The following is a 19,018-nucleotide window of genomic DNA, read 5'->3' as shown; positions in this document are numbered from 1 at the left end:
GATTCACGTCGCGGTCAGTGTCGGAGGAGCCGCATCCCGTTGAGGATGACTGCCAGGACGCTGGCCTCGTGAACCAACATCCCGGCGGCGAGGGTAACGTAGTTGGTGAGCACACCCGCGAGAAGGACAGTCACGGTCAGCACCGCAAGGGCGACGTTCTCAAGGACGTTCCACCGGGTCGCCTTGCTCAACGTGACCGCATACGGAATCCGTTCGAGGTCGTCGGCCATCAGCGCCATATCAGCCGTCTCGATCGCGGTGTCCGTCCCCGCGGCTCCCATCGCGATACCGACGTCTGCAGTCGCCAGCGATGGTGCATCGTTGATACCGTCACCGACCATCGCAACGATGTGACCATCGTCTTGGAGATTCTCGATGACAGTCTGTTTGTCCTCGGGAAGCAGTTCAGCGCGGTACTCGTCGATGCCGACCTCCTCGGCGACTGCGGCGGCGGTCCGCTCGTTGTCGCCGGTGAGCATCACCGTCTCGATACCGGCGTTCCGGAGCGCTTCGACGACACCTGGGGCAGCCTCCCGGAGTTCGTCGTGCATCGCGATCACGCCGATGACGGTGCCGTCCCGCACGACGTGGACGGCCGTCTCACCGCGCTCCTCACGACCGCGGACGTACTCGGCGACAAACTCCGGAACGTCGATGTCGCGATCGTCCAGCAGTGCGCGGTTGCCGACGGTTATCTCGTGGCCGTCGGCGTGGCCGACGACACCCTTGCCGGCGACGACCTCGAAGTCGTCAGGATCGGGAACCGACTGGCGCCCCGCAGTTGTATCGTCTGCCTTTGCGACTGTCGCGCCACCGTCCGTCACAGCGGTCGGGCGCTCGCGAGCTGCGTCGACGATTGCGTCGGCGAGATGGTGTTCGCTTTTCTCTTCGACGGTCGCTGCGAGCGAGAGGACCTCCGCAGCAGCCACGTCGAATCCCTTGACATCGGCGACAGCGAGGGCGGTCTTGCCGCCCTCTTCATTCCGCGGCGGCGAAGCCGCCGCGCGCGTCTCACCTTTCGTGAGGGTGCCGGTCTTGTCGAAGGCAACCAGGTCGATCTTGCCGGCGCGTTCGAGGTGTTCGCCGCCCTTCATCAGCACGCCAGACCGGGCGGCGTTGCCGATGGCCGAGACGATACTGACCGGCGGCCCGATGACGAGCGCCCCGGGACAACCGATGACCAAAAGCGTCAGCGACAGGATCGCGTTCTGTGTAACCGCATACGCTCCGATGGCGAGCACGATGACGCCCGGCGTATAGTACCTCGCGAACCGGTCGATGAGACTCTCCGTGGGAGATTGAGCCTCTTGCGCCTCTTCGACGCGGCGGATGATGCGTTCGAGCGTCGTATCCGAGCCCGCACCAGTCGTCTGGATTTCCAGGGCCCCTTCCTGGTTGACCGTGCCCGCGTAGACTTCGTCACCGTCGGCTTTGTGGACGGGAGCACTCTCGCCTGTTACCGGCGCCTGGTTGACGGCACTCTCACCGTCGACGACGTCGCCGTCGACCGGGATTTTCTCGCCGGGCTTGACGATAACGGTCTCACCCTCCTCGACGTCGCGGGCGGGTACTTCCTGATGTTTGCCGTCGCGGCGCACAGTGGCCGTGTCCGGCGTCATCTCCAGTAGTTCCTGCAGCGCGGAGCGGGTCTTGCGCATCGTCCGCCCCTCGAGATAGCTGCCGAGACTGAACAGGAAGACGACGGCGGCGGCCTCCCAGTATTCACCGATGATGATGGCACCGATAGCAGCCAGCGTTACGAGCGTCTTGATACCGAGCGTCCGGTTTGTGACCTCGTGGTAGGCGGTTTTGGCGATGTCGTAGCCACCGACGAACGTGGCGAGGACGAGAATCGCGGCGCTTGCTATATCAAAACTCGTGAGGTGGCCGAGGCTCCAGCCGCCGCCGTAGAGTAAGCCACTCGTCGCCGTGACGATAGCCTTCCGGTGTTTGCGGTAGTACAGCGTGATCGATTGTCTGTTCATATTATTAGGCGATCTGGGGCGTGTAGCCCTGGCTTTCGATTGTCTGTGCGAACGCGTCAGGGTCGGCAACGCTGTCGTCGTACGTGACTTCGACGCGCCCGGTCGAGTAGTGGACATCGACGTCTTGAACGCCGTCAACGTTCGAGAGCGCGCGTTCGACCGTGGACGCACAGGTCGGGCAGTCGAAGTCGAGCACACGGAACTGGGTTGTTTCGCTCATCACGGTTCTACGTAGTACTCATACCGCAATAAGTATTTTTTAGATGATATGTTCAAATATAGACATTGGGTGTTGAAACAGTCCAATGGGTCATCTGGTGCTTCGAGGTCCCGACCGCAACGCCAATCGATTGAACCGTTCGTTCGTGGTGGTCTCCGCTACCTTTTCCCGCACGAGTCTCGCAATTCGGGTATGAGCGACTCCGATACCGACCATCCTCTCGACGACATCGCGATCAGGGATCCCCGTGTTTCGGACGCCATCGACGAACCGATGCGCGCGATGATCCTCGACATTCTGGCAGAGGAGGCACGGACAGCAGGCGAGGTTCACGGCTGCCTCGCTGACCGAGGGATCGACCGGACTGAAAACACCGTCCGCCACCACATCAACGAGCTACGGGACTCCGGACTTGTCGACGTCGTTCGCTTCGAGGAGGGACGTGGCGGCACGACGAAGTACTACCACGCCAATACGATCGTTCTCTCGTACTCCCTGCCGGATTCAGCCGATGCCGCCGTCGAGGAGATGATCGACGCCGTCGAGCCGCAGATTACGGACGCACTTGACCTGCTCACTGCGGAGTACGAAGCGTCAATCGAGGAAATCACGATGGAGATGCAGCCCTGCGACCATTGTCGGAATCAGAAGTACGAGACGTACGTCCTTCTGACGGTCCTGCGGCGTGCATTCGTCCGGGCTCACCGGCAACAATGAGTGGAGAAACCTGTCAGCGATGGCGACGTCCACCGACCGAACGGAAGTGAGAGGCTCCAGTTCGACTACCGAGCGAATCGACCTTTTAGGCGTGAAGCGGTCGAATTCGAAGCTCTCTACGAGGGCTCCTCGATCCTTCCCACGTACATACCACCACGCGAGTTCGAGATCACCACGGAGCCCGTTCAGCCAGGCTAGCCGAGCAACCGAAGCCCGTTCAGCGAGACGAGAACTTTCGAGCCTTCGTGACCGACCACTGCGAGCGGTCGTGGGATACCTCGGAGGAGGATCGCGACTGTGAGTGCGATTGCGCCGAAGGCAATTGCGAGATTGACGTGAGAGTCCGACGAGTCTTGCGTCCGGGGCCGAACACGTAGGGAATCTTGCTGAGGTCCTCACCCATCAACACAACGTCGGCAGTGTCGACGCGACGTCGGTTCCCGCGCCGGCCATCGCTACGCCGAGGGGCGCTTCGCTCACGCTGGAGATCTCGGACAACCCGCTCGTAGTGATGGTCGAGTCCGGAATTCTGTTCGCGGCGGACGGCACCGGGTGATACCGTCGGTCGTCGCAAGTTGCCGGTATCTCTACGCCGGTTCGGCGAACTCCGGAAACGATTGATGACCGACCTGACGACGGGCCATCACCGTGATATCCAGTTCCGGAGCGGATAAAGCCGCGGATAATTATATGCCGGCCCCGGGAAGTTCGGTTATGGCCACCGCACTCTCCCCGAACAGACGAACCGCCCTCGTCCTGGCGGTCGGCCTCGCAGTGCTCTGTGCGAACCTCTTTGCGGGATGGCTGTTCGGAGTCCCACTCGGATACGGGTTCGCGCTCCCGCTGGGGGTCTTTCTCGGGCCCGTCGGCGCGGTCGGAGTAGCACTCGGGGGCGCCGTCGAGGCGCTGCTCGCAGGGGAGGTGCCGGCCGTAGCGGTCGCCAGGGGCCTCTCTGACCTGCTTCTCGTCGGCCTCTGCTACGCGCTCTGGAACGGTCGAGTGGTCGCGAGACCGGCCGACAGCGCCCGCGCCGTTGGCGGGACGCTTATCGCCGCCGCTGCGGTCGCTCTCGTCGCAACCGCCTTCGGTAGCACGGCCCTTGCGACGTTGCGCTCGCTCGTCGGGCCGTATTCGGTTGCGCTGGCGGGTCCAGCGCTCCTCGGGGACCGGCTCCTTTCGGCCATCGTCGTCGGTCCCCCGCTGCTGGTGCTAGTGTCCGGAGCGACCAGAGTCGGGGTTGCGCCCCCGCTTCGAGGGCCGCGGGTCGGTCCAGCTCGGCTGGTGGCGGTGGGTCTCGTGACAGTCGCGTGGGCTGGGAGCGCCTTCACACTGAGTCTCCTCCGTGGGGACATTGTCGCGTTCGACAGTACCCGTGCGACTCTCGCTGGGGCTCTCCCGTCCTCGCTCGAACCGATCGTGCTCGGACTGTTGCTGGACGAATACTGGCTCGTGCTGGCGGGGTCGTTCATCGCCGCGACGCTCGCGGTCACGCTCTGCCTCTGGTGGCGCCAGCGAACACCGCGGGTGCGGCGTCAGAAAAGCCATCCTAATCGGTGAGAGCAGAGGTAGTTCCTCAATAACATAGTTCTCGCTGACGAACACGCGTCCCGATGGAGGTCACACGGAGAGACGCGCTCGCGGCCCTGGCGACGCTTGGCGTCGGTAGCGCAGTCGCCGGCGAGGTTCGCGAACCCGACAGCGACCTTCAGGACGTCATTCCGACCGTCGCGGCGGTGGCGTCGGTCGTTTACCCCTCGGCCGTCGATGTCACCGACGAGTACGTCCGCAACTACGTTGCCGGGCGGACACAATTACAGGACAACTACGAACGACAGGTCGTCGATCTGTGCTCGGTCCTGGACGCGAACGCACGGGACCGCTACGGGTCCGCGTTCCGCTCGCTGCCGATCCGGCGCAGGGAGACGGTGCTCCGGGAAATGGGCATCGACCGCGCCAAGTCCGCGCCCGACGGGACCGTCGAACAGCAGTTCAGGTACTACGTCGTCAACGACCTGCTGTACGCCCTGTACACGACGCCCGTGGGCGGGCGGTTGCTCGGCATCGAGAACCCACCCGGACACCCGGGCGGGACCGAGGCGTACCAACGAAGGGGCGAGCGATGACGGCGAGTGGTACTGCGGGAGCGGCGGACGTCTGCATCGTGGGGTCGGGGCCGGCTGGAGCCATCCTCGCCGCCTCGCTGGCCGGCCGCGGCCACGACGTCGTCGTCCTCGAGGCCGGCCCGCGGTTTGCGTTCGAGTCACGCACGGCGCGGATGGACCGAGCCTTGCGGCCGGAACACGACGACCTCGACGTCTGGGATATGGGTGGACCGCGGGACAGGTACACGTCCTCGGGGCCCTACGAGTACGACCTCAACCGACATCGCGTCAAGGGGATCGGCGGGACGACACTGCACTGGGGCGGGATGACGCCGCGACTCCACCCGGAGGACTTCGAGATGGAGACCCGCCACGGAATCGGGAGAGACTGGCCCATCTCTTATGAGGACCTCGAACCGTACTACCTGCGGGCCGAGGAGGCGATGGGTGTCGCGGGCGAGCCAAACCGGTTCAGCGGTCCGCGGAGTGGGCCATATCCGCTGGCGCCGGCGGAATCAAGTTACTCCGACGAAATCTTCGCGGAGGCCTGTTCCTCGCTCGGGATCGAACTGGTTCCGAAGCCGCTCGCAATAAACACCGAACCCTACGACGGCCGGAGCCAGTGTGTCGGGTACGGGACCTGTAGCCCGGTCTGCCCGTCCGGCGCCAAGTACGACGCATCCGTCCACATTCGCAAGGCCGAAGAACGGGGTGCACGCGTCGTCACCCGGGCGCCGGTCCAGCGGCTGGAACACGACGACAGCGGCGAGCGGGTCGTCGCGGCCGTTCACGCGACGCCCGACGGGGATACGCGGCGACAGCGCGCGCGCCAGTTTGTCGTCGCCTGCGGGGCCGTCGAGTCGATCAGGCTCCTGTTGCTCTCGACGTCGCCACAGTATCCCGATGGGCTGGCCAACTCCAGCGGCGTGCTGGGGGAGTACTTTATGGAACATCCTGGGGGCGGCCTGGTAGGCCGAGTGGACGAACCGACGCGACAGCACCTCGTCGGGTACGGGACGAGTATGTGCGAGCAGTTCTACGACCACGACAGCGGCCCGGAGGGATCGTTCCTCATCGACTTCGGCAACAACGCCGGACCCGAGCCGATCGACCTCGCCCTCGAACAACTGTCCGACTCTGGACGGATCATCGCTGGCGACGTCCTCGCTCCGTTCGAGGGAGACCCGTGGGGAGACGCGCTTCAGGAGCGCCTCTCCGAGGAGTACGGCGGCTACCTCCGCTGTAACGGCTGGGTCGAGCAACCCCCGCGACGGGAGAATAAGGTCTCGCTCGATCCCTCGAAGACCGACGACCACGGTAATCCCGTGCCGGACCTGACGCTCTCGTTCGACGGCCCCGAGAGTGTGATCCTCGAACGAGTCCGGGACCTCTGTCGGGAGATCCTCGAGGAGTGCGGGGCCACAGAAATCCACGGGCACTGGTCGCCCGACGACCCCTACGTCGGATCCCACCATATGGGAGGAATCCGTATGGGACGTGATCCGGCGGAGAGCATCGTGAACGCGGAGCTGCGAGCGCACGACCTGTCGAACCTCTTCGTGAGTTCGAGCGGCGTGTTCCCCACCTGCGGCGCGGCCAATCCCACACTGACTATCGCCGCGCTGACGCTCCGACTCGCCGACCACATCCACGGGAGACTCTCCGACGGGTGAGCGGACCGATACACTCCAGCGAGGAGGGCAATCCATTACCGATCCGTTCGGAGAGTATGGACGTACTGAGCGTCGGCCTGATGGAAACTGACGCTCCGCTCGCCTGCGCGGAGCGATGGCTCACGACGCGCTCTCTGCTCTCTTCGGGACACGGCGTGGCGGAACGACGACGTCCACCTGGTAGATCTGCCTCGGAACAGTTACGTGGCCTCGACCGCATCGAGCAAGTCTCGTAGTCGGGGTCGTTCGCAGGATCTTCGGCAACCCAGCGGTAGTAAGTTGGGCGCAAAGGGGCTTCGATGAAACAACCATTAGCCGTGTCAGCTTACACAGCCAACACACTCGCCAAGATAGATTGCGAGCGGGAGGGCTGCTGAAGATACATTGAGAAAGGCCAGTTGCCCTTTGACGAATTCTTCCGCTGTGAACAGTGGTCCGATGAATTCGCACTCTGAGTTCAGCAAATAAGTCGGGAACTGCGAGACCTCTATCGGGAACGCCGTGCGAGCTACAGATGATATGTACAGCACCCGGTACCGTCGACGGAACTATACTCCTTGACATTAATGTCCGATTATGAATTCTCACCCGTCACAGGACATTTACGCCGAAACCTTGGCTGTCTTCGATCAGAACGAGCAGCAGTACGAACCGCTCACCACCCCGGAAGTAGCGGACGTGCTCGACGCTAAACGTCGGACTGTGTACAAACGGTTGCAGAAACTCGTCGATCGTGGAGAACTCGAGACAAAGGAAACAGGCTCTAATTCTCGGGTCTGGTGGCGGCCACCGACTCCTTCATCTACGACGCTCCCTGACGTTAGCACTGACCGAAAACCCCGTTCCGAAGGCGATTCTCCTGATGAGAGTACTCCACCGGAAGTCGACACAACCGACCGAGTGTCATCACAGTCGGAAAAGGGGCTGAACGGCTCTCAGAGTTATCGGGAGATTTTCGAAGCAATTCCCGTTGGCGTTACCCTCCGCGATGCATCCGATGGCACACTCATCGACGTAAACCAGCAGTACTGCGAGATGCTCGGGTACAGCCGCGAGGAACTTTTGGCACCCGACTCCGAGAGAGCGCACGCCAACGTGCCGCCATATACTACCGCTAAAGCGGATCAATATATTCGACAGGCGGAAACTGACGGCCCCCAAACCTTCGAGTGGCTCGACCAGACAAAAGAGGGAGAGCAGTTGCCGGTTGAGGTCCACCTCCGACAGACAACACTCGATGGCGGGGACAAAATCCTCGCAGTTGTCCGCGATATCACCGACCGCAAGGAACGCAAGCGAAAACGCGAAGAGGCGAATCAGCAGCTGCAGGCGGTGGTAGATACCGTCGAGGCGGCGATCTTCATCAAGGATACTGAGGGTCGATATCAGCTGATGAACGACGAGTGTAAAAAACAGCTGGGGCTTGACCCGGGAAAAGAAATCGTTGGCCTGACTGACGAAGATCTGTTCCCACCGGAGACTGCTGAGCAGTATCACACGGACGACAAGCGCGTCCTCGAGCAGGGTGAGACGATCAGAGTCGAAGAATCAATCCCGATGTCGGAGGGAGTACAGACCCATCTGACGCTGAAGTCACCACTATTCGACGGTGACGGGCAACTGGCCGGCGTCTGCGCTGTCTCGACCGACATTACCGATCGGAAGGACCGCGAGCAGAAATTACAGGCTCGCTCAACAGCGATGGAATCGTCCATCGACGGGATGGCGATCCTCGATGCAAACGGCGAATACGCCTTCGTAAACCAGGCCCATACTGATATTTATGGCTACGACGACCAGGATGCATTCCTCGGTGAGACGTGGCAGATGTGCTACGACGAGGATGAAATTGGCAGGTTCGAGACCGAGATAATGCCGACACTCTACGATCAAGGTGCCTGGCGTGGGGAGGTACGCGGGCAGCGCAAAGACGGTACAACCTTCCCGCAGGAACTCTCGCTGTCGGTGACCGACGACGACGGCATTGTGTGTGTCGTTCGTGATATCTCTGGCCGTAAGGAGCGCGAAGGGGAACTCCGTGCCGCCCGCCGATTCAACGAGGAACTGGTCGAAAACGCTCCCTTCGGGATGTTCCGACTCGACGAGGACTTACAGATCACGTACGAAAACCCGCGGGCACATGAGATCGTCGGTCTCCCCGAGGACAGGGACTCGTCGCCAGCAATCGGTGTCGACATCCGAGAGCTTCCATCGATCGTCGAGACCGGCAAAGCGGATCTATTTACCCGTCTGCAAGACGGCGAAACGATCGAATTCGAGTTCCCATTCGAATCGATCTACGGCAAAGAGGCATACTTCACCGGACGTGGGGTCCCGCTGTATCGAGGCGGCGAGTTCGACGGTGGGATCCTGATGGCCACCGACATCTCGGATCACAGACAGTACGAACGGGAACTAGAACGGCAGCAGGAGCAACTCGAGGCCCTCAACGATCTCCACGGAGTTGTTCACGAAATCACCGAGGCAGTCATCGAGCAGTCGACCCGAGAAGAGATCGAGCGCGCGGTGTGTGACCGGCTGGCCGCATCCGAGTCGTATCAATTTGCTGCGTTCGCTGACATTTCGCTCTCGCTCAGCTCGGGCGACCAGGCGGGTCAGGGACCGACCGGGGAAGCCGTGCGAACACAGGAGATACAGATCGCACAGAACCCACTCGAGGGCTCGGACTCCGAACCGTGGCACCAATACGCAGAGGAGTACGGGTTCAAATCGGCGGCGGCGATTCCTATCGTTCACGGGGCCAGACTGTACGGAGTGATCAGCGTCTACTCGGAACGCACCGATGCGTTTGCCACGGAGGAACGGGAGGTACTCGGGCAACTCGGTGAGGTGATCGGCCACACGATCGCCGCACTCGATAGGAAACGTGCGCTGATGAGCGACGAAGTCATCGAACTCACGCTTCAGATTCCACAATTGCTGGAGTCGCGAGACGTTTCGGTGACGGCCGACGAGACGGTTACGATCAAGCGGACGATCCCACTGGGCGACGACGAGTATCTTATGTACGGGACGGCGACCCCAGATGCTCTGGATATGATATACGCGATGGGCGAGCAGTTCCCAGACTGGAAATCCGTTCGTACGTTCGGCGAGACGGACGGCGAGGTCCGATTCGAACAGCGTCTCTCGAGTCCTCCAGTGACCTCGATTATCGCAGATCAAGGGGGCCACTTTGAGGAAGGGCGGATCGAAGACGGGGAGTACAGCCTAACCGTCCATCTCCCACCGGGGGCTGATGTCCGGCAGATTATCGCCGATATTCGGGAGATATACCCGAGTGTGGAATCTCTCAGCCAGCGACAGATAACTCGTGAAGAATCCTCGCCACACCAGACACTGAGTCTCCTCACGGAAAAGCTGACCCAGCGCCAGCGGGCGGCGCTCGAAGCAGGGTACCACGGGGGCTTTTTCGAGTGGCCCCGTGACCGATCTGGCGAGGAAGTCGCCGAGTCGCTCGACATTGGTGCATCAACGTTCCATCAGCACATTCGAAAGGCCGAGAAGAAACTCCTTGACGTGGTATTCGCCTGAACCGGACTGTGACAACGTAGTCACAAATTTTCGGCGACCAAATTATAGTCATCCACGAGTTCTTGGAACTATGGACAGCGGCGAACAACTGCCGTCGGAGGACCACGGGGAGTATGAGCCCCTCTCGGTCCTGACGGATACGCGCCACCGAAAGGTCCTTTCTATCTTATTGGATCAGACGCATCCACTGACGGAACGGGACCTTAGCCTCCAAGTTGCGGCTCAAGAGACGGGTAAGGAACCGGCGGAGGTGGCCGTCGAGGAACACGAGACGATCCAAGTGGATCTGTATCACCGGTGTCTTCCGAAGTTAGAGGCTGCCGGATGGATCGAGCGGTCTCCGGAAGGAGTGATCACTACTGAGTCGCTTGTGTCCTGGGATGAAAACTCGTCGGCTCCCGATCTACAGAACCCTGAACATCCGTTCTGGGAGGCGGTTAGCACGCTTTTTGCACGCCCCCGCAGAATGGAATTGGTTTCAATCATTGCCAACCAACCCCCCAACCTCTCTCTGGAGGAATTGGCTACCGAACTCGAGGAGTGGGGGCCTGACTCTCGGACAGCTGAGCAACGTGAGAGCGAACCCGCCCTTCTCAGTACGCTTCATCACATAGATCTGCCGAAGTTAGCGGAGGCTGGACTGATCGAATATGATCACGATGAAAAAACGATCACCCGTACGCCTACCCTAATGACGCTCCTTAATCAGAGTGATCTCAACGACAGGTAGTCAAAAGAGAGATACCGATTAATAGGGTTCACTGACCCGTACGGACTCTGGTTCAATCGTCACTTCGTATTTCTCATACTCAAACTGTAGCTGATCAATCGAGTCCGAGGTCTCGAATAACCGATCTAACGAATCTACGTCTATGGATTCCTGCAATGGCGGCAAATCCAGGAGCGGTCTGTCCGCTAGAGGTTCAACGGCTCGTAGAACGGCCTCGCTGACATACTCTTCTTCGCCGATTTCGACGACACACTCCGATTGATTTGGATCAGTCACAATGGATAATGTGCCCTTCCCCCCCACAATTAAAATATCTTCTCTATGGAACTGGCCTCAACTATCGCCACAATTATTGCTCGGTATCTTTGAGAAATGAGAAGCGGGACGCGGTGTATCCAGTAGACGAGTCTCGACACACTTTGGCTCTGATAGAATCCGTCATACCATATTCGCAAGCGCGAATGTACGGGTGGTCCGATCCAGCTCACTCGAAAGCAACGAACACAACTCGCGCAGGAGAGCCCACCTTTTTATTGCGTCGGGTCGCGCGCAGCGCGACCACTCCTTGCAAAAAGCTGGACCAAAAACCGACCGACCCCCCCGTCTCCGGAAGAGCGAGCTCTTCCGTGCTCCCGTTCGCTCCGTCCAGTCGCTCACGGGAACTCCGGCGGCTCCGTCGGTGAACCGCTCGCTCCGCTCGCGGATGCTCGATACGCACTCTCGAACTACCGGCTGTTTCATACGGTATTGTGTCTGAAAAATGGCTTTCACCACGCATCCCCCATAACGTGGTCCCGAGTGGTTGCGATGAATCCCCAAACAAAGATCCACGTGAAAAGAATGACGAATGTAACCATCGTCGAGGATAGCAGGCCCATCGCTGCTGCCAGGTCTAGCAATACAGAGTACGAGAACAGGCTGATTACCACTGCGATAGTTGCTGCCATAACACACTCGAGAGACCGCCAGACCGTGTCGAATCGAGGGTTAGCACCTTTGATTTGTTGAGGACGCCCTCCCGTGTTTTTTGGTGTGGTCATACATACCACTATTCTAGACTTTGATGCTAATTCATTATAAATACACCGCACGGTTTTCATTCCATTATAGAACCAGTTGGTTCTGAACTCTTCGCAAGTGCGGTTCTACATCTGGGTCAGTAAATCTAAGCTGATACTGATTACTCTCGTCTCTTATCGCCGAGCGCCGCCAACGGGGATGGCGCTCGGCGGTAAACAGTGAGAGTAATCAGTATGAAAGCGACTAACGCAAACCGCTTGGTACAGTCACATCCGGTTTCGACACGTTCTCCTCTCCTATTTGTTGCTGGGATTACTGACAAAAGAGAGATCCAGTAACTGATACTATAGTGGCGTTTTGACCTTACAGGACCCTTTTGCAAGTAAGATAGAGATTCTCGGTGTGTCCCCGAATGAGCCCTCCACTCAGTTACTTCCGGGATTTGACTTTACAAGTCACCAGCGGGATCTCGGATTCGGTATCGGACTGCTTGTCCTTACTATTGGGGAGGCTAGTATTCGATACTACAGATTGATCACTGGGAGTACTACTCTCCATCCTGATGCACGGCTTGTATGGCGACCGCTAGCCCGGGCGGTTCACAATGACGCTGCTCTGTATGTGGCTCCCGCGACAGATAACAAAACACCGTTATTCGAGTTCCTCAATCTCCTTGTCGCAGCGACAGACGCGTATGCGTTCAGTTTTCTGCTCTTGGTCGGCTTAGCGAATGGACTGAGTGCCCTTCTTCTTTATCGCTTGTTTGTTCGACACACGATGTGGCGAACGGGTCTGCTCGCAGCGATCGGATTCGTTCTCGTCGTCCCAGTAATCAAAGGGCACTACATCAATGTTCGATCGTTCGCTGTCTGTGCGTTTTTGTTAGCACTTTCCAGTCGGCGAGCAGTATGCTGTGGGACTGCCGTCGCTGTCGCAGCCCTCTTTTCACAGTACCTGATCGTCGGTTTTCCCATAATCTGTTGGTGGATTCTCGCTCCCCGGGGAGATAGACGAACGGATACGCCACGAACGTGGCTGATTCGATTTGCCGGCGCGGCGATGACGCTCATCGCCGTTACCTACGGTGCCGTCTTCGTGATCTGGGGATGGCCATCATTTATTGGCAGTCTGTATTGGACGACTGGCGTTGCAGAGCAGTACTTCACCGCATATGGCCCGTCCGTATGGATCGGGCAGCGGGCTTGGTGGAAATATACCTTGGCACTCATAGGGATCATCGTAACTATCCATAGATTCTCGTCGGACCGGTCGGCGAGAAATCTATGAGGACTTACGATGATCCCTATCACAACTCGACTATGGCCGCTTCTCGTACTTGCCGCGGCTGGGACGATAGCTGTCGTTGCAAGACGAGTCCCGATGGGCGAACCGTCGGAGAGAGGAAATTCTCGATCACAACTCCTGACCCTTATTGTCGGGACCACCGGGCTGTTTAGTGCATTCCTGTTGGTAAGACCGTATCATACCTATTGGCTGTACCCGCTCCCGTGGTTGGTCGCATTAGCAGCCCTCGCTGTCCGGACAGCTGTTCCCGGATACACACTAACGCCAGCTCAGCGTTAGTGTCTGAACCGGCCTGCTGGTTCCGGAACGGCAATCGGCCGTTCCAGGAATGGTGACTGAGCGTCTCGGATGGAAAAACCACAAAACGTATTGAAGTAGCTCCCGCCGGATGGCTGTATGCCCTCCAGACGAAGTGTACTCGCCTCTATTGGGAGTCTCGCAACCGTGGCAACTGCTGGCTGTCTCGACGTCAGCAGCGACATAGATCCGGGAACCAGCACCGATACTGACTGGCCTATGCCGGATTTCGATAGCCGGGCCACTAGCTGGGCCCGAGATGCAGCCGCTCCCCGAGAGACCCCAGCGGAGCGCTTCCGAATCGACCTCCCGAGTCCGACCGATCGCCCCGTCGTCGCCGACGGGACCGTCTTTCTCCCGACAATGGGTGGTCTGATCGCGCTTGATACCGCCGACGGCGAGGAACAGTGGCGATATGCACCCGCGGAAGCTGCCCACTTTTTCCCATCTCCGGCAGTTCACGACGGAACAGTGTACGTCACCGGGGAAGATCCCGGCTTGGTCGCACTAGATGTCACCGACGGTACGGTCAAGTGGACTGTCGAGAGCGACGATCGAATGCGAGCGCCGCCCGCCCCGACCAGAGACTGGCGTGCGCTCTATGTTGGCGATGATGCGGGCCGAGTCGTTCGTGTGACTCCAGACGGCGAAATCGAATGGACTACCGACGTGTACGGATCAGTGACGCGGCTGGTCGCCCACGAACCTGCTGGGGTGTTCGTCGGGACGACGGCAGGCGAGGTCCACGCCCTGTATGACGAGCAGGGGGTCTGGCGGCAGCCGGTTCCGGGAAAGGTGACTGCACTCGCCGGGACCGAGGGAAGCGACGTCTACGCCGCGACCTTCGGTGGAGGGACTCTCCGACTCGCTGGCGGTGCCCACGCCGGGCGTCCACGCTGGCATACTCCGGACGGGCCGACAGCACACCGATCGTTCGTGCTAGCCGAGTCCAGTCTGTTCGGTACGGACGGGGCCGGACTTACGCGTCAAAACCACCGCACTGGTGAGCGTGACTGGCGGCTCGGGGACGACTACTTTTCAGCGCCAGCAGCTGGTGGTGATACAGTTTACGTCGGCGGACGAAGAGAAGTGGCAGCGTTCAAGATCAGCGGTGGCCTCGGAATCGGCGGGGCCCGTTTCGAGGCCCGGCGCTGGACCTACAGGTTTGGCGAAGGGTCCGGTGGTAACCCCACCGTCGCCGATGGCGCGTTGTTCGTTCCGATCACGGGAGGAGAAGACACCGAATCGGGGTTGTTGGCGCTGGAGTGACCGATCGATCACTCCACTCACAGCGAGGCCAGAGTGACTCTTTCAGGACTGCTTTAGTAGCGTTTGCAAGTCTTCACCTACTCGATCGCACGACAACGGGCGATCCGATGCGTAATCAGTTGCAAAGGCTACTACAGTTGGCAGTCGACGGCCGAACATACGGATCTGAGGTGAGCGCTCCGCACCCAGGGAAATATGGTTGGTTTTTAACACACTCCCACCCGAAAAACGGGTGAGTAATGGTCACCCCGACACGTCGTGCCCTCCTCCACGGAGCCGCGGGACTCGCCACCGGCCTCGCCGGATGTAGCGAAGTGCTCGACGGCTCCACCGAATCGACGCGCACAGCACCGCAAGCTAGCAGGAACGATGGTTCAGCGTCCGGATCGGTGACGGATCCAGAGATCCACCTGATCCGCGTAGACACTGATCGGCCACCGATATGGCTCGCAGAGTCGAACAGCGAATCAAGCGGTCGTCCGACTCCGAGCCAGCGTAACCGCTGGCGCGATTCCATCGTCGTCGACGGACCTGACCGTGCAGACAGTCTCGATATCGGGGAGCCCGTAGACCGCGAACAGGTCGAGTCGTTTGTCGCGGCAACGGACTTCACCACCGAGACAGTCTACGTCGAGATGGGAGCCGTAGAGGAGTGTTTCCGGCTCGATCTCTGCCACATCAGCTGGACACCGAGCAGTATCTCGACTGACTACACCCGGCGGACCAGACCGTACACGGCGCAGTGTGCAGTCGACGAGTGGGTGACCGAGGCCCGACTCATCCGGATTCCCGACGCGATCGAGGCCGACAACGTCAATAAATACTCGTCTTCAATCGGAACCGGAACCTGCGACCGGTACCGAGGCAACGCCGGGGAAGAGGCCCGAGCCGAGCCTCCAGCCGCCAACGAGAACGCTGTTCGAAAAGAAGCGCCACCGGTCGATTCCGGAGGTAGCCGGTGATGAACGAGGAGAGCGCGCCCGCGACAGATCGGGGCCGGATGACCCGCCGGGGGGTGCTGGCACTGGCCGGAACGAGCGTCCTTGCTGGCTGTAATGGCCTCACTGGAATTGGGGGCGAGCAGGAACCGACGATACGAGCCTCCGACCTGCCGGACATCGACCCCGACGAGGATCCGGACCCGGTTATACCCGAATCGGTTCCCGTCGACATCGCCCCAGATCACTTCGACGCTGCCCGGAACAGGGTCACGACACTACTCGCAGAGCTTCCGACGCCGCTGGGGCCGGGAGATATCCCGAACGGCTATATCCGCCAGCAACTCTCCGACGCTGCAACCGACGCCACCACCGGGCTCAACGACGCGCGCAATGCTCCGACGGGACTGGTGGCACTCGAGTCACTCCGGCGAGCACGTGCCGAGGCCCGGTACGCCGCCGCTGGGTGGGCAGTCGACGATCAGGATCTCTCGGTCGAGCCCATACAGCAGGAGTACAGGCAAACCGTCTCGGACGCCAAGTCGGTTCGGGATGCCCACGAGTACGTGGGGAGTGACCCTGTTCGAGCAGCGCTTGTCCACGCTCGTATTGAGAACACACTGCAACGAGTGATCGACAGTCGGGAGCCCGCAACGGAAGAGAACGGCCTTATGTACGTTGCAGAGTGGGGTGAGACAGCCGAGTCAGCACAGGCACACCTGGACGATGTACGCCATCTCGACGAGCAGTTCACGACGTCGCTGCCTGCGGACGCTGGCACTGTCGAGGAGACACTCACCGAGGCCGCCGAGTCGTTACTCGCGGACGTCCGGTCGCGCAGGTCGGGCTTACCGTCGGAGCCGACCGCAGAGGAGTGGGACATCCCCGAGCGGGTGATCGGCGACCTCCGCCGGGAAGCCGACGACGGGGTTGCTCGTGTCGCAGACGCGAACGGGCCAGCCAGTGCCGTGATCGACGCGCATAGACGCCTCACGCAGTTCCAGGCCCTGGACCGTCTACAGGAGCGTGTCGATGACGGCGAATTGTCCCGACCACAGAGTGCCGAGGCTGTCCGAGAAACCCGGTCGACTGCCTACGATGCTCTAAATGCAGCAATCGAGGAGAGTTCCGCACCGGATTTGACGCGAGCAGCCCTCACCAGTGCTGCGTGGCGAGTCGTAAGTGCCGACTGGGAACTCGCCCGGTACGAGGGAGAGATCGCCGTGTCACGTCTCGATACTACCATCGCTGAGTACACTATCGCGACTGCCATCGGACGGACAGCTCCAGGTATCTCAAAACAGGCTGTCGAGACACTGATGAGTAAGTAATCAGTGGTAACAACAAGGTCGTCAATAACCGAATCGAGGACGACGAAGGGACGGAAGATCCGGAGGGGAACATCGGTGTTGGCATCCTGGTCGAGGACAATATTGACAACGAATTCGATCCCGTCGCGGACAACAACAAAATCATTCAAAACACAATCACCGGCTTCGAAACTCGGGTCGAAGACGAAGGAGCTGCAACCAAAGTACGACCATTCGACCCCTGAGGATCGCCGGAAGAGACGAGCCATACGCTCTCCGCACAGGGGTCTCGTTCCGCTGCTTCGTCGAACGCGGTGTGGAGATATGCGCGGGCTGTCTCTGCAGTGTTTTACAGAATGCAAGGAGAATGCCCAAGGGTCGTTCGAAAATCGATGATTATCGTGATGACGAGACGCTCCGCGTCTCGAAGGACCTCTTTGACCGGGGTCAGGACAGCCACGCGGATGCTGAAATCCAGCAGGTGACGCGTGGAACGTATGCATCTTGAAAATCACAGGCCACAACGCCCGGCCTGCAATCCCGTTGTGGGATAACTCCGCGTTCACGAGGAGGAAGCCAACAGAGTATTCTCGTCTCAACACGGACGCTGAACTCCTTTGCACACTCGCGAACAAATTAATAGGAGATGGTCGGTACCGTAAGGAAACGACCAAAGTCACCGGCCCGACGTGCACCACTGCTGATTGCGGGTCTGTCGGTCGGCAGCTGTCTCACAGAATAGTCGGACGCCGCCCTGACGACACGCAAGAACTCACACTCCACCACGATGCCCGTAACAAGACGAAACGTCCTTTCGCAACTGGCAACTCAAACCGATGCCGAGCGACAGGAAACGACGACGACGGCGGCGCTCGCAGCTGCATTGGCCGTCGACGAGGACGAGATCGAACGGCATCTGGACGGGCTACTGGCGTGTGAGTTGGCCCGGAGAGACGCAGACGACAGTATCAGAGTGACCGTTACTGGTGAGGAACTACTGAACCTCGATACCGACGAACTAGTGATCGTCGAGCCTCAAACTGAGGGCGTCGAGCCTCAAACTGAGGGCGGCGAGCCTCAAACTGAGAGGTCGGACCGGTGACGGGGCGGAATTTATGACGGACCCACGTGATTGTACCCTAACGGAGATGCACCCGCGATGACCACCGACGAGAGGGACGGATCGATGGCAGATCGAGAAGAGATCAACTACGACCCCGCGTCGAGCCGGTATCACGTCTACGAGTGTCCCGATTGCGACAACGTCGTCCTCGCGCTTGGCCGGGACGAACCACCGATGTCGTGCCACGGCGAGTCGATGGTGCGCGTGACCGATCCAGATATCACCGTCAAACCCCCGGACGTCAAGCAGGTATTGCTCCAGGCGTTTGGACTGCCGAAAGCCGGATTGGATATCTGCCTGTGTGTCATCGGCGACGGCCCGCTCTCGGCAAACGAGGTCGCCGAGACGCTTGGCTACGACCGGAGCACAGTGACTCGCTACCTCAACAAGCTCGTGGACCTCGGGTTGCTCCGCCGATCGGAGCTCAATCGGGAGGGCGGCGGCGTCGTCAACGTCTACCACTCGATCGACCTCGAACGGATGCGGCGGGAGACCCTGATCGGCTTTTACGTCTGGGCCGGCGAAGCGGCCGCGCTCATCGAGGACGCGAACATCACGAAACAGGAGTACCTCGACGAGAACCCCAACCGGGAACTCCCGGACATCTTCTGGGAGGCCTTCCCCGACGACTGATACTGATTTCTCCCACTCGTTTCCGCCGAGCGTCGTCACCCGGGTGGCGCTCGGCGGCAAGAGACGAGAGGACTCAGTATGATCGGTCTCTTCCCTCGATCCTGTTTCCGCTCGCGGCGGGCGGGGAACCGGTTCCGCGTG

General features: G+C 60.2%; 14 protein-coding genes and 2 pseudogenes. 12 read left to right on the top strand and 4 right to left on the bottom strand.

The genetic code is table 11. The features are described 5' to 3' along the window. Positions 1–14 precede the first annotated feature (14 nt). Together RJT37_RS10980 and RJT37_RS10975 are read right to left on the bottom strand one after the other, a co-directional pair. A complete protein-coding gene (locus RJT37_RS10980) occupies positions 15–1,985 on the bottom strand; it encodes a heavy metal translocating P-type ATPase (protein WP_313684392.1) in 1,971 nt (656 codons plus the stop codon). A 4-nt stretch (positions 1,986–1,989) separates the two neighbouring features. After that, positions 1,990–2,205, bottom strand: coding sequence for a heavy-metal-associated domain-containing protein (locus RJT37_RS10975; protein ID WP_313684390.1), 216 nt, complete (start codon positions 2,203–2,205; stop codon positions 1,990–1,992). Positions 2,206–2,397: 192 nt separating this feature from the next. Between RJT37_RS10975 and RJT37_RS10970 the strand changes: the two genes are divergently transcribed. Next, positions 2,398–2,922, top strand: a complete 525-nt coding sequence (locus tag RJT37_RS10970) for an ArsR/SmtB family transcription factor (RefSeq protein ID WP_313684388.1) — start codon at positions 2,398–2,400, stop codon at positions 2,920–2,922. Positions 2,923–3,116: 194 nt separating this feature from the next. Here the strand turns inward: RJT37_RS10970 and RJT37_RS20525 are convergent. Next, positions 3,117–3,393: pseudogene (locus RJT37_RS20525) on the bottom strand (heavy metal translocating P-type ATPase); the annotation flags it as partial. A 243-nt stretch (positions 3,394–3,636) separates the two neighbouring features. Between RJT37_RS20525 and RJT37_RS10965 the strand changes: the two are divergent. From RJT37_RS10965 to RJT37_RS10945, 6 genes and pseudogenes are all read left to right on the top strand, one after another. After that, positions 3,637–4,479 (top strand): hypothetical protein, encoded by an 843-nt coding sequence (locus RJT37_RS10965; protein ID WP_313684386.1) that lies wholly within the window; start codon positions 3,637–3,639, stop codon positions 4,477–4,479. A gap of 53 nt (positions 4,480–4,532) precedes the next feature. Further along, complete coding sequence (locus tag RJT37_RS10960) at positions 4,533–5,045, top strand: gluconate 2-dehydrogenase subunit 3 family protein (RefSeq protein ID WP_313684385.1); 513 nt, start codon at positions 4,533–4,535, stop codon at positions 5,043–5,045. Continuing rightward, positions 5,042–6,697: a GMC family oxidoreductase gene (locus tag RJT37_RS10955; protein ID WP_313684383.1), complete on the top strand. Its 1,656-nt coding sequence runs from the start codon at positions 5,042–5,044 to the stop codon at positions 6,695–6,697. Before RJT37_RS10960 ends, RJT37_RS10955 begins: the two co-directional genes overlap by 4 nt. Next, positions 6,649–6,889 (top strand): annotated as a pseudogene (locus RJT37_RS20520) (P-loop NTPase); the annotation flags it as partial. The gene RJT37_RS10955 and the pseudogene RJT37_RS20520, both read left to right, overlap by 49 nt. 384 nt (positions 6,890–7,273) lie before the next feature. Continuing rightward, entirely contained in the window at positions 7,274–10,252 is a 2,979-nt protein-coding gene (locus RJT37_RS10950) for a PAS domain S-box protein (protein WP_313684381.1), read from the top strand. 70 nt (positions 10,253–10,322) lie between these two features. After that, entirely contained in the window at positions 10,323–10,982 is a 660-nt protein-coding gene (locus RJT37_RS10945) for a DUF7344 domain-containing protein (protein WP_313684379.1), read from the top strand. Between the two features lie 18 nt (positions 10,983–11,000). Here the strand turns inward: RJT37_RS10945 and RJT37_RS20650 are convergent, their stop codons facing one another. Next, complete coding sequence (locus RJT37_RS20650; protein ID WP_390209058.1) at positions 11,001–11,258, bottom strand: HalOD1 output domain-containing protein; 258 nt, start codon at positions 11,256–11,258, stop codon at positions 11,001–11,003. A 2,445-nt stretch (positions 11,259–13,703) separates the two neighbouring features. Between RJT37_RS20650 and RJT37_RS10940 the strand changes: the two genes are divergently transcribed. From RJT37_RS10940 to RJT37_RS10920, 5 genes are all read left to right on the top strand, one after another. Further along, a complete protein-coding gene (locus tag RJT37_RS10940; RefSeq protein WP_313684377.1) occupies positions 13,704–14,873 on the top strand; it encodes an outer membrane protein assembly factor BamB family protein in 1,170 nt (389 codons plus the stop codon). 239 nt (positions 14,874–15,112) lie between these two features. Next, positions 15,113–15,835 (top strand): hypothetical protein, encoded by a 723-nt coding sequence (locus RJT37_RS10935; RefSeq protein ID WP_313684375.1) that lies wholly within the window; start codon positions 15,113–15,115, stop codon positions 15,833–15,835. Continuing rightward, positions 15,835–17,142, top strand: a complete 1,308-nt coding sequence (locus RJT37_RS10930; protein ID WP_313684373.1) for a hypothetical protein — start codon at positions 15,835–15,837, stop codon at positions 17,140–17,142. The genes RJT37_RS10935 and RJT37_RS10930 overlap by 1 nt, the downstream gene beginning before the upstream one ends. A 766-nt stretch (positions 17,143–17,908) precedes the next feature. After that, positions 17,909–18,223, top strand: coding sequence for a hypothetical protein (locus RJT37_RS10925; RefSeq protein ID WP_313684371.1), 315 nt, complete (start codon positions 17,909–17,911; stop codon positions 18,221–18,223). Positions 18,224–18,280: 57 nt separating this feature from the next. Further along, positions 18,281–18,877: a helix-turn-helix domain-containing protein gene (locus tag RJT37_RS10920; RefSeq protein ID WP_313684369.1), complete on the top strand. Its 597-nt coding sequence runs from the start codon at positions 18,281–18,283 to the stop codon at positions 18,875–18,877. The last annotated feature ends 141 nt before the right edge of the window (positions 18,878–19,018 follow it).

Origin of the sequence: Halobellus marinus (genome assembly GCF_032113415.1) — an archaeon.
GTDB lineage: Archaea > Halobacteriota > Halobacteria > Halobacteriales > Haloferacaceae > Haloquadratum > Haloquadratum marinus.
This window is presented reverse-complemented; position numbering and strand designations above follow the sequence as displayed.

Coding starts and splice junctions, on each gene's coding strand:
- RJT37_RS10940 (WP_313684377.1), top strand. CDS start 13,704: ATGCCCTCCAGACGAAGTGTACTCGCCTCTATTGGGAGTCTCGCAACC.
- RJT37_RS10970 (WP_313684388.1), top strand. CDS start 2,398: ATGAGCGACTCCGATACCGACCATCCTCTCGACGACATCGCGATCAGG.
- RJT37_RS10930 (WP_313684373.1), top strand. CDS start 15,835: ATGAACGAGGAGAGCGCGCCCGCGACAGATCGGGGCCGGATGACCCGC.
- RJT37_RS10960 (WP_313684385.1), top strand. CDS start 4,533: ATGGAGGTCACACGGAGAGACGCGCTCGCGGCCCTGGCGACGCTTGGC.
- RJT37_RS10980 (WP_313684392.1), bottom strand. CDS start 1,985: ATGAACAGACAATCGATCACGCTGTACTACCGCAAACACCGGAAGGCT.
- RJT37_RS10975 (WP_313684390.1), bottom strand. CDS start 2,205: ATGAGCGAAACAACCCAGTTCCGTGTGCTCGACTTCGACTGCCCGACC.
- RJT37_RS10965 (WP_313684386.1), top strand. CDS start 3,637: ATGGCCACCGCACTCTCCCCGAACAGACGAACCGCCCTCGTCCTGGCG.
- RJT37_RS10955 (WP_313684383.1), top strand. CDS start 5,042: ATGACGGCGAGTGGTACTGCGGGAGCGGCGGACGTCTGCATCGTGGGG.
- RJT37_RS10920 (WP_313684369.1), top strand. CDS start 18,281: ATGACCACCGACGAGAGGGACGGATCGATGGCAGATCGAGAAGAGATC.
- RJT37_RS10945 (WP_313684379.1), top strand. CDS start 10,323: ATGGACAGCGGCGAACAACTGCCGTCGGAGGACCACGGGGAGTATGAG.
- RJT37_RS10950 (WP_313684381.1), top strand. CDS start 7,274: ATGAATTCTCACCCGTCACAGGACATTTACGCCGAAACCTTGGCTGTC.
- RJT37_RS10925 (WP_313684371.1), top strand. CDS start 17,909: ATGCCCGTAACAAGACGAAACGTCCTTTCGCAACTGGCAACTCAAACC.
- RJT37_RS10935 (WP_313684375.1), top strand. CDS start 15,113: ATGGTCACCCCGACACGTCGTGCCCTCCTCCACGGAGCCGCGGGACTC.